The 14307-nt window shown below is 67.2% G+C and carries 13 protein-coding genes; 4 read left to right on the forward strand and 9 right to left on the reverse strand.

Translation table 11 applies throughout. The annotated features are described in order from the left end of the window. Nucleotides 1-156 precede the first annotated feature (156 nt). Nucleotides 157-1260, forward strand: coding sequence for an alpha/beta hydrolase (locus KY501_RS29060; RefSeq protein WP_224366734.1), 1104 nt, complete (start codon nucleotides 157-159; stop codon nucleotides 1258-1260). Between the two features lie 16 nt (nucleotides 1261-1276). On the opposite strand, the gene KY501_RS29065 is transcribed toward KY501_RS29060, so the two are convergent. The 4 genes from KY501_RS29065 to KY501_RS29080 form a co-directional block, all read right to left on the reverse strand. Next, on the reverse strand, nucleotides 1277-2131 hold the full coding sequence (locus tag KY501_RS29065; RefSeq protein ID WP_224366735.1) for a Uma2 family endonuclease: 855 nt from the start codon (nucleotides 2129-2131) through the stop codon (nucleotides 1277-1279). A gap of 320 nt (nucleotides 2132-2451) precedes the next feature. Continuing rightward, nucleotides 2452-3258, reverse strand: a complete 807-nt coding sequence (locus tag KY501_RS29070; protein WP_224366736.1) for a hypothetical protein — start codon at nucleotides 3256-3258, stop codon at nucleotides 2452-2454. Nucleotides 3259-3286: 28 nt separating this feature from the next. Next, the gene (locus tag KY501_RS29075; RefSeq protein ID WP_224366737.1) at nucleotides 3287-4474 is read right to left on the reverse strand and encodes an ABC transporter substrate-binding protein; all 1188 of its coding nucleotides are present in this window, start codon (nucleotides 4472-4474) and stop codon (nucleotides 3287-3289) included. 27 nt (nucleotides 4475-4501) lie between these two features. Next, a complete protein-coding gene (locus KY501_RS29080; RefSeq protein ID WP_224366738.1) occupies nucleotides 4502-5236 on the reverse strand; it encodes a PspA/IM30 family protein in 735 nt (244 codons plus the stop codon). A 238-nt stretch (nucleotides 5237-5474) separates the two neighbouring features. On the opposite strand from KY501_RS29080, the gene KY501_RS29085 reads away from it, so the two are divergent. After that, nucleotides 5475-6866, forward strand: coding sequence for a sensor histidine kinase (locus KY501_RS29085; RefSeq protein ID WP_224366739.1), 1392 nt, complete (start codon nucleotides 5475-5477; stop codon nucleotides 6864-6866). Nucleotides 6867-6881: 15 nt separating this feature from the next. On the opposite strand, the gene KY501_RS29090 is transcribed toward KY501_RS29085, so the two are convergent. From KY501_RS29090 to KY501_RS29105, 4 genes are read right to left on the reverse strand one after another with little or no spacing between them, the layout of a single operon-like run. Then, a complete protein-coding gene (locus KY501_RS29090) occupies nucleotides 6882-8213 on the reverse strand; it encodes a 5'-deoxyadenosine deaminase (protein WP_224366740.1) in 1332 nt (443 codons plus the stop codon). Between the two features lie 34 nt (nucleotides 8214-8247). After that, on the reverse strand, nucleotides 8248-8652 hold the full coding sequence (locus KY501_RS29095) for a cytidine deaminase (protein ID WP_224366741.1): 405 nt from the start codon (nucleotides 8650-8652) through the stop codon (nucleotides 8248-8250). A gap of 13 nt (nucleotides 8653-8665) precedes the next feature. After that, nucleotides 8666-9022, reverse strand: a complete 357-nt coding sequence (locus tag KY501_RS29100) for a PilZ domain-containing protein (protein ID WP_224366742.1) — start codon at nucleotides 9020-9022, stop codon at nucleotides 8666-8668. Between the two features lie 17 nt (nucleotides 9023-9039). After that, entirely contained in the window at nucleotides 9040-9870 is an 831-nt protein-coding gene (locus KY501_RS29105) for a purine-nucleoside phosphorylase (RefSeq protein ID WP_224366743.1), read from the reverse strand. Between the two features lie 166 nt (nucleotides 9871-10036). Here KY501_RS29105 and sitA5 point away from each other — a divergent pair, with 166 nt between their 5' ends. After that, a complete protein-coding gene (sitA5, locus tag KY501_RS29110; RefSeq protein ID WP_444881612.1) occupies nucleotides 10037-11515 on the forward strand; it encodes a SitA5 family polymorphic toxin in 1479 nt (492 codons plus the stop codon). A 22-nt stretch (nucleotides 11516-11537) separates the two neighbouring features. Next, nucleotides 11538-12137 carry a hypothetical protein gene (locus KY501_RS29115; protein WP_224366745.1) on the forward strand — a complete coding sequence of 200 codons (600 nt, stop codon included), beginning with the start codon at nucleotides 11538-11540 and terminating at the stop codon, nucleotides 12135-12137. On the opposite strand, the gene KY501_RS29120 is transcribed toward KY501_RS29115, so the two are convergent. After that, a complete protein-coding gene (locus tag KY501_RS29120) occupies nucleotides 12131-14224 on the reverse strand; it encodes a hybrid sensor histidine kinase/response regulator (protein WP_224366746.1) in 2094 nt (697 codons plus the stop codon). The genes KY501_RS29115 and KY501_RS29120 overlap by 7 nt on opposite strands. Between the last annotated feature and the right edge of the window lie 83 nt (nucleotides 14225-14307).

Consider the following 14307-nt stretch of genomic DNA (forward strand, 5'->3'; position numbering starts at 1 on the left):
CGCGTCCAGAGTCAAATTCTTCCTGACAGGAGCGCTCGATATCCGCTGGAGCCGGCTTGTTCAGGGCCGGACACGCTGTTAACAGGCTCGGCGGGCCTGCGCCGGCTTCCCTGTAACCCCGTCCGGGCAGCGCCATCCCCCGAGAGGAGTCACGCCATGCGCAAGTTCGTTTCGAGCCAGATCCGGGCCCTGGTCTGCCTGCTGGTGCTTTGGGTCGCGGCGGCGGCCGAAGCCACCACGCTCCGGGTCCACTACGACGTGGGCTACGGCAACCGCATCACGGTGCGAGGCAGCAAGACGCCGTTCTCCTGGAACACGGGCATCAACACCACGTGGACCACGGGAAACATCTGGACGTACTCCTGGGCGAACTCGGTGGGGGACGTGGAGCTGAAGCCGCTGATCAACGACTCCGCGTGGTCGGTGGGGGCGAACTACACTGTGAAGGCGGGCGCCACGGTGGACATCTACCCGTTCTTCCAGGCGCAGGCAGGCAGCCTCGTGAAGGTGAACAACTTCAGCTCGCCCCAGTTGGGCAACACGCGGGCGCTGAGGATCTACCTGCCGCCGAGCTACGGGCAGAACCCGTACAAGCGCTACCCGGTGCTCTACATGCATGACGCGCAGAACCTGTTCGAGACCTCGACGGCATTCGGGGGCGTGGAGTGGCAGGTGGACGAGACGGCCAACAGCCTGATCAACAACGGGCAGATGGACGAGATCATCGTGGTGGGCGTGGACAACGGCGGGGCCAACCGCATCTACGAGCTCACGCCGTGCTGCGATCCTCAGTACGGAGGCGGCGGCGCGGACGTCTACGAGCGGTTCCTGCTCGAGACGGTGAAGCCGTACGTCGACCAGAACTACCGGACGCTGCCGGGCAACAAGAACACGGCGATCATGGGCTCGTCGCTGGGCGGGCTGGACTCGTTCTACACGGGGCGGAGGCACCCGGAGGTGTTCTCGAAGCTGGCGGCGCTCTCGAGCTCATTCTGGTGGAACAACCAGGCGCTGACGCAGCAGGTGGAAGCGTCAACGACCAAGGTCGCGGTGAGCATCTACATCGACGCCGGGACTAACGGCGACGGGCTGACGGAGACCACGCGAATGAAGGATGCGCTGGTGGCGGACGGCTACGTACAGGGCAGCGATCTGTACTCCTACGTGGCCCAGGGCGCGAGTCACAATGAGGCATCCTGGGCCGCACGGCTGAGCATCCCGCTCAAGTACCTCTTCCCGTGGCAGAGCACGGTGTACTGAGCAGCGTGGGCGCGTCCTATCCGGGATGCTGAAGGCGCTCCAGTTGGGCCTGGAGCTCCGCGACGCGCCGCTCCGCCGCATCGCGCCGCCGCTCTTCCTCCTCGCGGCGCTGCTCTTCCACCGCAAGACGGTGCTCAACTTCTTCGCGCCGCCTTGCTTCGTCCTCGCGCAGGCGTGCCTCTTCCTCTCGCTGTCGAGCCGTCTCCTCCAACTTCTCCAACGCCCGCGCCAGCAGTTCCTCGGACTCCAGCAGTAGCGCGTTGCCGGCCCAGACCTGCAGCCGCGCGTTCACCACCTCGAACTCCAGTCCCAGCACCTCGGAATGAAACCGGCCCTGCCGCGGCTCCATGCGTGTGTACTTCCGCGCTCCCGGGCTGGCCAGATGGTAGGCCTCCAACTTCTCCCGGGAACGGTCGTAGATGAAGTACTCGGGGATGCCCAACCGGGCGTAGCGCTCCACGTTGTACTCGGCGTCCTTCCTCCGGTCGCCGCCCACGTGCACCTCCAGCACCCAATCCAACCCCTTGCCCTCGTGGCTCACCACCCACTTGCTCCGCTCGTGCGGCTCCACATCCAGCACCACCAGCAGGTCCGGCGCGAACCTCCGCTCGGCTGGGTAATAAATCGCCACTTCTGAGCCCAGGTATACCTGACGCCGCTGGTGGCGGAAGTAGCCGGCCAGCAGGTCCTTCGCCCTCATCTTGGCCCCGGAGTGTTTGTCGCCCTCCGGCATCGCCATCTCGTCCCACGTCACCTCTCCAGGCAGTGACTCCACCACCCGGACCTGCTCCTCAGGCCCCATCGCCTCCCACTCTTCCTGCGTGGGGGCCTGGGGGAAGGTACCTCCACGCTCCTCTGCGCGCCGTCCCATGCACGTAAGCGTGCGGTGGACTGGCTCGCGCGTCAATCGCCCCCGTCACATGCCCTGAGCAAGGAATGGGCCGACCGGTCCTCTCCTGGACACACAGAGCGCCGAGAGCCGAGAAAGTCCTTCGTTTCCACGTTTGGAGTCTCTGCCCGTGGACGCTCCGTCCACCCAACTGGACTCCCCCGCGCCAACCCACGACCTACCTTACCGGTATGGAGCGATTTCCCTGACCGGAGGAGTCCTGCAGAGCTGAACTGAACTGGTATGACAGGCATACCACCTGGCTCGAACCGCGCCCGAGGGGAGCGCTCCGTCCGCCCGGCTCACCGCACCCGCGTGCCGTGCGGCAGCGGCTTGCCGACCTCCTCCTGGAAGTCCATGAAGCGCTCCATCTCGCGCACCGTCTCGTCCGTGGCCTCCACCTCGGCGCTCACCACGTCCAGTTGTCGGTTCACCGTCTCCGGATCGCGGATGGTGATGGACTGCTCGTGCGTCAGCCGCATCAGATCCTCGATGCCCGCCAGTTGGTGGCTCACCACCTCCCGGCTCTCACCCGCCTGCTGGAAGCGAGCCACGCGCTTGCGGAGGATCTCCAGCCGCTTCTCCTTCACGTCCTTCAGCCGCGGATTGGACTCCTGCGCCACCTCAGCCTCCAGCTCGCGCAGCTCCTTCTCCAACTGCTCCCGATCCGTGCTGTTCAGGTACGTGCGGTGATGGTTGAGCGCGGACACCAGCCTCAGGAACGACGTGAGCAGCGCATCCAGCCGCGGCTCACTCTCGCTCGCCAGCATCTTCCCCGCCGGCAGCCGGCGGTAGTTCTCCAGGATCTTCTCCTTGAGTCCCACGAGCGCCTGGTAGTGCTCCCGCTGAGAGGGAGCCAGCTCCGTCAGCAGCGCATCCACCTGCTTGCGCTCCGCATCGGGCGACTCCTCCCCGCCCTTCGCGCGCACCGCCCGCTGGAAGCGCTTCATCGACGGGACGATCCCCAGGTACAGCCCCTCCACGCCCAAGGCCACGAGCGCCGGCAGGGGCTCGCCGGTCATCAGCGACGAGGCGCCGGCCGTCAGCAAGCCCACCAGGTTGGCGGGCAACAGGAAGGCGGCCTTGATGAAGCTGGGCGAATCCGCCACGACATCTCTCCTGCCCCACACAGGGGCGTCAGGGTCCGCGGGCTTCCGACACGTACTTCAACGCTCCCAGGTCCCGCGTGTCCTCCGCGGGGGGAGCCGGAGTCCCCCGCTTGAGCTTCTGGAAGAGCGCCGAGGCGCTCTGGAAGAGCTCGTCATAAGTGACAGGCGCCTCGCCGGAAAGCCCGAAGAAAGAGCGATTGTCCGCCAGTGTCGCGGGAGGCGCCGAGCGGATGGCCTCGATGGGATCGCCCAGATAGGGCGCCACATCCCCGAGCATCCGAGCCGCCGCACCGGGCTCCTTCTGGACCCCCTGCCCAGCATCCAACAAACCGCGCAGCACGCGCCGGACCGCATCCGGGTAGCGAGCCGCGAAGTCGCCCCGAGCCACCAGCACCGTGGCAATCAGGTGCGGCGCATCTGCGGTGGTCGCCAGCACCGAGCCACCTCGGTCCCTCGCGGCCAATTCCACGTCGCCCCACAGCCCTACCACCGCATCCGCCCGACCCTCGCGCAGGGCCCGGCCCGCGTCCAGCGTGGAGGGCAGATCCACCCACTTCACATCCGTGGTCCGCAGCCCCATGCGAGACAGCACCCACAGCGCGAAGTAGTGCGCGGAGCTCATCGGGTACACGCCAATGCGCTTCCCACGCAGCGAGGCCAGGTCCTGAACCCCTACCGCCGCCAGTGCTTCCTGCCCGCGGCTGCGCCCCAGCAACATCACCGTGCGCGGCGCCGCGTCTCGCAACGAGGGCGCCCAGGCCGCCAGGCGGTCCACCGACAGGCAGGCCATGTCGACCCCGCCGTTCTCCGCGCCGATGGCCAGCGCCTGCCGAAGCTCCTCCTCGCGGGCAAAGAGCACCGCGCGGGCCTCCAGCGCATAGGCCGTCTTGAGCAACCCCTGGGCGGCCCCCGGAGGAGCAGCGGGAGCATCCAGCGTGGTGGAGCCGCCCGTGGCCAGGAGCAGCGCCGACGCAGAGCCTCGCGGGGTGAAGCCGATGAGCACGGGCCGCAGCGGCACCGAGGCCACATCCGCCACCGGGGCCGACACCCCGGCGGGGAAGTCACCGGGGGACAGCCGGATCACCTCCTTGGCGGGCGGGAACAGCCGCGCCTGGAGTCGATCCAGGTACCCCATGCGCGACGCGAGCATGTAGCCCGCGCCGAACAAGCACAGGGTGAGGAACAGGAAGAGGCCTGGCCCGCGATGCAGCTTCATGGGTAGGGCCCCTTCCCGAGGGGAGGGCTACTTCACCTCCACCTTCTTGCCGATGGTCTTCTCCGCCGGAGCACCCACGTCGCTCACCGGCGCCGGGCTGTCCAGGCCCATCTCCATCTTGAACTGCTTCACCAGCTCGTTGGCCTGCAGCTTCTCGGCCTCTTCCTCGATGGCCAGCGACTGGTGATCCACCGACTCGAGCGCCATCTGCATGCGCGCCTCGTTGACGGCGGCGTTCTCCTGCACCTTGCGGAGCATCTCGTCATGGGTGGCGTCGATGCCGGCCACCTGGAAGGACTCCATGGCGTCCGCCACCTTGGATTGCCACTTGGCGCGGCGGGCGTCCCGGATGGCATTCATCGCCTCCTGGGTCTTCCGCTCCTTCTCGCGCATGAAGAGCTTCTTGACGTTCATCGCCTTCTCGTAGGCCGCACGAGCCATCTGCAACTGCTGCTCGTTGCGCTCGAGCGCCTGCTTCTCCATCTGGAGCTTGGAGGCGTACTGCCCGGCGAGATCGTCCCGGCCGGCCTGGATGGCGGCCTTCACCTTGGCGGTGAGCTCACGCACGTCTTGCTGGTACTTGGCGTTCTCCTTCTCCAGCAGCGTCACGTTCGCCCGCACCATGGCGATGGACTCGTTCATCTTCGGTACCTGATCGTTCAGATCCCGAACGTTCTGCTCGAGGATGAGCTCCGGGTCCTCGATGGAGGAGACGAAGAAGCCCGCGAAGCTGCGCATTGCTCTCTTGAACCGTTGCCACATATCGGCTGCTACCTCCTCCAGAGACCTCTAACGCCTGGACCTTATACGATCCCGTGGGGCCCAAGCCTACCCTTCTCCCCTCCCCTACGCATACCAACCAGGGGACATTGCCTTCCCCTGGACGGTTCCCCCCGAACCCCCGGCGCTCGGGCAGAGGGGCAAGGCACTGTCCACCCCTCTCCCCGGAGGGCAGTCCACTCCCTCCCGGCCAGGGTGATAGTGTCTGCCCACCTCTCACATGACCCAGCAGGACACCACAGCCTTCGATGCGCTTCTCGCGGAAGCGGTCGATCAGCAGCGCCGTCGCGTCCTGAAGGTGGGCGCGGCGGTCCGGGTGGCGGGCACGCTCGTGCTCCTCGTCATCATCCTGGCCCTGTGGCTCATGGGCCGGCATGACTGGGCGGCCTACCCGATTCCGCTCACGCTCTACCTGCTGGTGGCCGCGGCCCTGCTCGCGCTGCACGGCCAGCGCTTCGTCCAGTGGTTGGACGTCGCGCAATCCCTGGTCGACGTGGGGCTCATCTTCTGGGTCCAGCACGCGGCCCTGCCCATGGCCCGCTTCCCCGCGGGCATCGCGGGCTTCAGCCTGGGGCTCTTCTGCGCGGTGGTGGTGCTGAGCAGCCTCACCCTCATGCCGGGCGTCGCCTATGCGACGGCGGTGCTGGCGGCCGTGGCGCAGGCCATCCTCATGCGCGAGGCTGACGTGAGCTACGGCTCCGTCGCGGCCGCGGCCGTGGTGCTGGTGGTGGTGGCCTCCCTGAGCCAGTACGGCAGCCAGCGCGTGCGGCAGCTCGCCTTGCAGCTCACCCGCGTGGAGGTGGAGCGCCAGGTCGAGTCGCGGCGCGTCCAGGAAATGGAGCAGGCCCGGAGCACCATCGAGCGGATGCTGGAGGAGGTCCGCGCCCAGAACCAGCAGCTCATGGCGCTGCAGCAGGACAAGGATCAGCTCATCCAGTTCCTCGTGCATGATCTGCGCTCTCCGCTGTCAGCCCTGAGCATGACGTTCTCCTGGCTGGAGACCGAGCTGGTCGAGGCCGACCTGGCGCTCATGCAGGGGGTGCGGACGGGGCTGGCCGTCACCGGCCGCATGGAGCGGATGATCTCGGAGCTGCTGGACCTGCCCCGGCTGGAGGAGGGCAAGCTGGAGCTGCGCCCTCAGCGCATCGACACGGCGTCGCTGTTCGAGGAGGTGCGCCAGGCCTTCGTCGGGGCCGCGCAGTTCCGCCGGCTCACGCTGGAGGTGGAATCCCCCGCCGGCCTGATGCTCCAGGGAGACCGGGCGCTGCTCACGCGCGTGGTGGAGAACCTCGTGGCCAACGCCCTGCGCTACACGCCTCCCGGCGGACGCGTGCGGCTGGAGGCGGGAACGGAGGCAGGCACGTCCTACCTCGCCGTGCGCAACGACGGGCCCGCCATTGCCGTCGAACAACGGGCCCGAATCTTCGACAAGCACGTGCAGGGAGAGCAGGAGCGCGCCACCCGGAAGGGCTATGGGTTGGGGCTCTACTTCTCCCGGCTCGCGGTGGAGGCCCACGGCGGGCGCATCGGTGTCGAGGATGCGCAGGGGTGGCCCACCTCGTTCGTCGCGAGACTGCCTGCGGCCCCCGGAGAGTCGAGCCGCGCGGCCTGACGGCTCAGAGCCGGTTCAGACGCTCGCGCGCTCCAGGATGCGGGCGGCGTGCACCCGAGCGCTGTCAGCCACCTCCTGGGCATCCAGGGTGAGCAGCTGCCGATCCTTGAGCACGGGCTGACCGTCGATGATCACGTGCGTCACATCCGTGGCCCGAGCCGCATGGACGAGCACCCCCAGAACACTCTCAGGGGTAGGCAGGGTGTGCAGGCCGCGCACGTCCACCACGGTGACGTCCGCGCGCTTACCCACCTCCAGCGAGCCCACCTCGTTCTCCAGGCCCAACGCCCGTGCTCCCTCCAGGGTAGCCATCTCGAGCACGCGCAGTGGCGGCATGCCCAGCGGGCCCACGCGCGGCTTGTGCAACAGGGCCGCGAGCCGCATCTCCAGGAACAGATCCAGGTTGTTGTTGCAGGGAGCGCCGTCCGCACCCAGGCAGACGTGGACCCCCGCATCCATCAGCTCGGGCACCTTGGCGATTCCGGAGGCGAGCTTCAGGTTGGAGCTGGGGCAGTGGCACACCACCGTGCCCGTCTCGCGCAGCAGGCGCTGCTCCTCGGCGGTAGGCCACACGCAGTGGGCCAACGTCACATGGGGCCCGCTGATCCCCAGCGAATGGAAGTAGGCGATGTTGTCCTGGCCGATGCGCTGGCGCACCAGGTCGCACTCGGTGGCGTTCTCGCTGGCGTGGGTATGGATGCGCACGCCCTTCTCCCGCGCCAGCCGGGATACCTCCTTGAGGAGGGGCTCGGTGCACGAGAGGACGAAGCGCGGCGCGAACGCGTAGCGCAACCGGTTACCGTGCTTGCCGTGCCAGCGCTCCAGCAGCGCGAGGCTCTCGGCCAGCGAGGATTCCGTCGTCTCACGCAGGCCCGCAGGCAACCCGTGGCCCGTGTCCATCATCGCCTTGCCGCCCGTGAGCCGGAACCCACTGTCCCGCGCGGACTCGAAGACGGCGTCGTAGTGGCGCACCGTGCCCATATCGAGCGCCGCGGTGGCACCGGATTGGATGAGCTCGGCAAAGGTCAGGTCCGCGGAGACACGCAGGGAGTCCGCGTCGTGCGCGGCCTCATAGGGCCAGATTCGCTCGCGCAACCAGTCCAGGAGTTCCAGCCCATCCGCGTGGTTGCGGAACAGCGTCTGGCAGGCGTGCAGGTGGCCATGAATGAGCCCGGGCATCACCACCTGGCCCTTCACGTCGATCACCCGCCGCGCCGTACTGCCGGCCTTCAGGCCCCGCCCCACCTTCGCGATGCGACCATCCTGGATGAGCACGTCCGCGTCCGCGAGCACCTCGCGCTCGCGGTTCATCGTGACGACGGTGCCATGGGTGAGGAGGATATCCACTCGCGGGCTGCTCTTAACACAGAGCAGGCTGGTGTCAGAGGAAGTCGCGCGTAAACGCATGGGGGAGCAGATCCCGGAGCGTGTACTGCGCCTCCTCTCCCTTGAGGTTGCGGCTGCGCACGGGGAGCTCGGGCCCACCGAACTCGGCCATCACCTGCCGGCACATGCCGCAGGGAGGACAGGGCGCGGGGGTGTCCACGACGATGGCCACCGCCACCGGGCGCGTGTGCCCCTGGGCCACCGCCGAGGCGAACGCATTGCGCTCGGCACACACCGTGAGTCCGTACGTGGCATTCTCCACGTTACAGCCCGCCACCACGGCCCCGTCCGAGAACAGGACGGCCGCCCCCACGGGGAAGCGCGAGTACGGCACGTGGGCGCGCTCGCGCACCTTCGTCGCCTGTTGGAACAGCGCCTCCCAGGGGATTTCGTCGGCCATGCTGCCTCCGGGCTCAGGTCTTCGGTGTGGCCAGCTCCAGGTCATCCAGGTGCCGGGCGATGGCCAGCTCCGCCTCCACGGGCAGATCCAGGAAGCGCACCCGCGTGGCCGTCCCGTCCGAGCCGGCGAGCACTTCGCCGCGCACCTGGAGCTCGTCCGCACCGGAGGGCAAACGGAAGCGCAGCTCCAGCTGCGAACCGGGCTCCAGCCCAGCCCCCTTGAAGGCACAGCCACCGAGCGAGAGATCGCCCGGGTGAGACTCAAACGTCGCCTCGCTCCCGGCGCGCCGCACCTGGAAGCTCATGGGCACCCGAGGCGACTCACGCCGCTCCTCGCTCTTGGGCCCCGTGGAATCAGTCCTCTCCGCCATCGCTGTCGAATCCTTGCTCACGCGCGTGCCACCACTGGAAGAAAGTCCGTCAGCAGCCGCGAGAAGATACCCGCCACCCGGTTCGCCGTCTCTGCCACTTCATCATGAGTCAGGGGCTTGTCTCCCACCCCTGCTGCCAGGTTGGTGATGCAGCTGATGCCCACTACGGGAACCCCCATGTGGCCCGCCGCCACCACCTCCGGCACGGTGCTCATGCCCACCGCATCCGCCCCGAGCGTCCGTAGCATGCGGATCTCCGCCGGCGTCTCATAGGAGGGGCCGGCCACCATGGCATACACCCCCTGCCGCAGGGGAACCTGGCTGCGCTGGGCCGACTCCAGCAGGGAGGTCCGGAGCGAGGGTGCATAAGCCCGGCTCATATCCGGGAAGCGAGGGCCGAGGCGATCATCATTCGGGCCCGTCAGTGCGTTCCACCCCGACAGGTTGATGTGGTCGGTGATGGCCATCAGGTCGCCTGGAGCGAACTGGGTGTTGATGCCGCCCGCGGCGTTGGTGACGACGAGGCCCCGGATGCCGAGCGCGCAGAGCACGCGGGCAGGGAAGGCCACCTGCGTTGAGGAGTAGCCCTCGTAGGAGTGAACGCGGCCCTGCATGGCGACGACGACTTCGCCGCCCACCTCGCCCAGCACCATGCGGCCCGCGTGCCCGGGGACGGAGGAGTGAGGGAAGTGCGGCAGGTCCTGGTAGGGGATGACCACCTTGCGTCCGAAGCCGTCCGCGAAGGCGCCCAGCCCGCTGCCGAGGATGATTCCGACGCGTGGCGTCAAGCTGCCAGCCCGCTGGCGGATGGCCTGAACCGTCTCCTGGACCTGCTCGTAAAGCCCCATTTCCTGGCCATCATATACGCGGCCAGGCCACGGACGAGGATCCGGCCACTGTGGATGGCACGTTCTCCGCCTGCCGCACCGGGTCATCCTCCGGCAGCGCCCCACGGAAGACGGGGTTGCGCTTACGCTGGATGGACCGAGCCCCTTGTCGTGCCGGAGGCGTTCTATGCGGCTGCAACAGGTCGGAGCACTGTTTTTGACCTATTTGACGGCCTGTGCAGGTACTCCGCGGGCACTGCACGACCCTGCGAAGGCGGAGTTGGCCGCAGCCCGCTACGAGCTACATGAGCTCACTGCGGGCAGCGGACCTGCTGAGGCGGTGGAGGTGAATACCGAGGACTTCCAACGCGCCATGAGGGTGTTGGCCCCGGGCTTCCGCCCCGCGGCACGACCGGCGGATTCCGCGCACTGGCTGATGGAGGGCTCACTTCGAGCCGACCTGCAGGCGGAAATGGAGCGCGGGCGTGTGGTGCGGCTGATGCCGTTGGAGGATGACAGCCCGCTGGAGGCAGCCTCAGCCGCGGAGAACAAGCGCAAGTACCTCGGCCTGTGCCAACAGCAATACGGGGGCGGAGACTGCCTGGGGCTGCTGGCGGACGGGCCCACGCTGACGCGGGAAGACCTGCGCACGCTGGCGTTGGCACTGGCCATGAAGGACGCTCTGGCGGAGACGGGCACAGCCCTCAAGGGGATGGTATCCCCACGGGCGCTGGTAGCGATGCTGGTGTGGACCTGCTGCGTGTACCTGACTCTCTGGCTGCTGCCCGAGCCGGTAAGCAAGGTCCTGGCCGCGAGCTTGACGGTGGCGCTGCTGGCATGGCTGCCGGTTCACACCCTGTGGAGCCTGATGGAGGGTTGGGGCCGTCTGGTGCACGAGGTGGACCGGGCCACATCCTTTACTCAGGTGGAAGAGGCCAGCGCGAAGTTCCGCCGGCAGATGGGCGAGAACACGGCGCACGTGGTGGTGATGGTAGTGACGGCCGTGGTGACGGGGGGAATGGCCAGGTTCAGCGCGCAATTACCCAAGCTACCGGGCTTCGCTCCGGCGGCGGCCCGGGCCGAAGCCCAGGGCATGAGCCTCTCCGCAGCAGGAGAGGTGGAGGCAGTAGCCGCCGTCGAGGAACAGACCTTCACCCTGATGGTACGTCGGCCCGGAAGCCGCGCGGCTGCGGCCGCGGAGGAGGCTGCGGAGCAGCGCACCGGGGCCACGGTTCTCATCCGCCACCGAGCCGGCAACAGGCAGCTCCTCATCAACGGCCAGCGCTGGCACGTGCCAGCCAGCAGGTCCGTCCGAGACATCCCGGCAAAGGATGCTGCGGGGGATGCTCTTCAAGCAGCAGCGCGGCGCATCAGGGAGAATTGGAACCGCACCGAGCTATCCGAAAGAGAGTCCGACGCTCTCCAGGAGGCCTTCAACCATGGCGACTATCTCCGGGCGCATCTGATGGAGCGCATGTATCGAGGGCAATGGGTGGAGAAGCAACTGCGCCTTGAATTTCCGGAACTGCGTTGGAACCCGACGGGTGTCGATGCAGTTGACCCAGCCACAGGGCTCAAATACGAGATTCTCACAGGGACGGACTGGAACATGCACTTGCACGGGCGAAGGATGGCGGAGGAGCTGTTCCGGATGATCACGTTCTGATCCAGCGGCATACAGGGACATCATGATTCAGTTCCGAGATCGCGAGATATCGAACGAGCAACTCGTTCTCGATAGCCAAACCGAGCTCTACTATCTGGGTCCCTCGCTGACCCTGAATCGGTGCACCCTCATCGTGAAGGTCCCCGCCAAAGCGCTGGTTCTGAACCGGACACGCTGGCTCGACTGCAACATCGAGGTGGCAAGGCTATTGAAGAATTTCAGATGGGATCATGCCCATCTGACGGGGTGTCGGTTCAAGGGACGCTTCACAGGCAATGACTTCGGCGAGTGGCCTTCCACCCCAACTCACGGAAGCGTCGCGGATTGTGACTTCACTGACGCGCAGATGGATCAGACCCGCTTCCTCGGCTGTGATGCCCGAACCCTCCGTTTTCCTCCTTGGCCATGCTTCACCATTCTTGATCCCGTGCGCAGAGCCGCAGAGTTGGCTGCCCTGCCTTGGCCTGGCGACCTCGGAACGAAACTCTTCCTACGGCACATGGAGCGACCTCCTTCAACAGCCGCCTTGACGTACTTCGCCCCGGACCTCGCCAAGCGCAGCGGCACCACTCCCGAAGCCATCAAGGCCGTGCTGGAGAAGCTGGACGGCGTGTCCTACTGAATCAACTGGGCCTGCTCCACCACCTCTTGCAAGAGCTTGCGCAGCGTCGCCAGGTCCACCGGCTTCTCCAGCCAGTAGCGCGTCTGGGCGAGAAACTCCTCAGCCTTCTGGGTGAACGCTCCTCCCGTGAGGAAGATCATCCGGTCGGCCAGGGCGTGACGCTGCTCCTTCAGCCGCGCGTGCAGGTCCATGCCGCTGATGTCCGGCATGGCCAGGTCGCAGACGATCACGTCGAAGTCCTCTCCCTCCAATACCCGGCGCAAAGCCTCTGGGCCCGTGGCCGTCGTGACCCGGTACTCCGCCCGCAACGGCCGGCTGAGCGACGCGGCCACCATCGGCTCGTCGTCCACAATGAGAACCCGAGCGCGCTGCGGACTCGCAACCACGGGAGCCGCCTGGGGCGCAACCACCTGGGCTGCCTCCGTCGCGGGCAACGTCACCGTGAACGTCGTCCCACGGCCCACCGCGCTCTGAACGGAGATCCTTCCCCCGAGCGAAGTCACGATGCCATGGCAGATCGACAGCCCCAGGCCCGTTCCCACCCCGGCCGGCTTCGTCGTGAAGAACGGCTCGAAGATGCGCTCGAGGTTCGCCGGGGGAATCCCGCCCCCCGTGTCGCTGATCTCCACCACGACCTGGCCCGGCTCCCCTCTCCGCGTGCGCACCGTGATGGAATGCGCCTCGGGATTGCCCTCGGGAATCGCCTGCGCCGCATTCACCAGCAGGTTGAGAAACACCTGCCCCAGCCGCGTCTCGTCGCCCAGCACGAGCGGCACCTCCTGGAAGTCGCGCACCAACTGCGCCCGCGCGCGGATCTCCGGCGCGGCGACGTTGAATGAGAACTCCAGGCCCTTGCGGACATCCACGGGCTGGGGCCGGGACTCATCGACCCGAGAGAACGCCTTGAGGTCGCGCACGATGTGACGCACGCGGTTGGCGCCCTCGCGCGCGTCAGACACAGCCCCCCGGAGTTCTTCGAGCGCAGGATTCTGCTTCGCGGCTGAGGTGGACAGATTCTCCTCCAGGAAAGCCAGATTGGTGGTGATGTACGTGAGCGGGTTGTTGATCTCGTGGGCGATCCCCCCCGCCAGCGTGCCCAGGGCCGCCATGCGATCGGCCACCATCAGCCGGCGCTCCATCTCCTTGCGCTCGGTGATGTCCTGCAAGGTGCCGCTCATCCGCACCGGCTGCCCCAGCCCGTCCTTCACCACCTTGCCCTTGAGGTGCACCCAGCGCAGCTCCCCCGACGGCCGCACCAGGCGGTACTCACCGTGAAAGGCCTCCTGGTCCGCACGGGCCTGCCCCAATGCCGCATGGAGCAGCGGCTGCTCCTCGGCATGCATCCCCTGGAGAAAGTCCTCATGCCGGACCGGCTCGCCGGGTGTCCGCCCCATGATGCGGTAGAGCTCGGCGGACCACGTGTGCTGATCCGTGGCGAACTCCCAGTTCCAGCTCCCCGTCTGGGCAATGGCCTGCGCCTCGGCGAGCGCCGCCTCGCTGCTCGACAGGCGCTCCTCCATCTTCAGCCGCTTCTGGAGCTCCACCTTGGCGACGAGCTGCTCGAGCACCAGACCGGACACCAGCCACCCCATGAGGCCCGACATGCAGATATAGAAGATGCGCAGCGCCGCCAGGATCAGGTTGTCCCCCAGTTGCCCCATGACCCAGAGCAGCACGGCGTACCCACCCGCGAACGCGGCGATGGCGAGCAGGGTGTCTCGAGGCGTGAGCCGGATCCCCACCGCGATCACTCCCAGCATCAGCACCGGCATGTAGGGAGAGTGGATGCCTCCTGTGGCGTACAGCCAGAGCATCACGAAGGCCGCATCGCTGACGACCGTCGCGGTGGTGGACGGCAGCGACCGTCGCCTCGCGCGGGGCTTCAGCAGCGCGACGCCCATCGCGTAGACCGTCGAGAGGCTCAGCAGCAAGTACGCCAGCCACGGAACCGTCCCCGTCTTGTCCATCAGCGGGTAGCAACACCACCCCGCGAAGACGATCAGCACGCGCTGCAGCGCCAGGCCCCGCTCCGCGGCGTACGCCTTCTCCGCGAGCACTTCCTCCATTGGCTCCGACTGCCGCTCCATGCTGCTCACATTGAACAATTGAAACACCAGTATACGTGTTCAGCTCAGTGATGAACACATGGCCGGGAGTTCGGGGTGCGACA

Source organism: Hyalangium versicolor, from assembly GCF_020103695.1.
Lineage (GTDB): Bacteria > Myxococcota > Myxococcia > Myxococcales > Myxococcaceae > Hyalangium > Hyalangium versicolor.

Bases quoted from the DNA above. Each gene is read 5' to 3' on its own strand.
- KY501_RS29060 (WP_224366734.1), top strand. From the start codon at position 157: ATGCGCAAGTTCGTTTCGAGCCAGATCCGGGCCCTGGTCTGCCTGCTG.
- KY501_RS29065 (WP_224366735.1), bottom strand. From the start codon at position 2,131: ATGGGACGGCGCGCAGAGGAGCGTGGAGGTACCTTCCCCCAGGCCCCC.
- KY501_RS29075 (WP_224366737.1), bottom strand. From the start codon at position 4,474: ATGAAGCTGCATCGCGGGCCAGGCCTCTTCCTGTTCCTCACCCTGTGC.
- KY501_RS29080 (WP_224366738.1), bottom strand. From the start codon at position 5,236: ATGTGGCAACGGTTCAAGAGAGCAATGCGCAGCTTCGCGGGCTTCTTC.
- KY501_RS29085 (WP_224366739.1), top strand. From the start codon at position 5,475: ATGACCCAGCAGGACACCACAGCCTTCGATGCGCTTCTCGCGGAAGCG.
- KY501_RS29095 (WP_224366741.1), bottom strand. From the start codon at position 8,652: ATGGCCGACGAAATCCCCTGGGAGGCGCTGTTCCAACAGGCGACGAAG.
- KY501_RS29100 (WP_224366742.1), bottom strand. From the start codon at position 9,022: ATGGCGGAGAGGACTGATTCCACGGGGCCCAAGAGCGAGGAGCGGCGT.
- KY501_RS29105 (WP_224366743.1), bottom strand. From the start codon at position 9,870: ATGGGGCTTTACGAGCAGGTCCAGGAGACGGTTCAGGCCATCCGCCAG.
- sitA5 (WP_444881612.1), top strand. From the start codon at position 10,037: ATGCGGCTGCAACAGGTCGGAGCACTGTTTTTGACCTATTTGACGGCC.
- KY501_RS29115 (WP_224366745.1), top strand. From the start codon at position 11,538: ATGATTCAGTTCCGAGATCGCGAGATATCGAACGAGCAACTCGTTCTC.
- KY501_RS29120 (WP_224366746.1), bottom strand. From the start codon at position 14,224: ATGGAGCGGCAGTCGGAGCCAATGGAGGAAGTGCTCGCGGAGAAGGCG.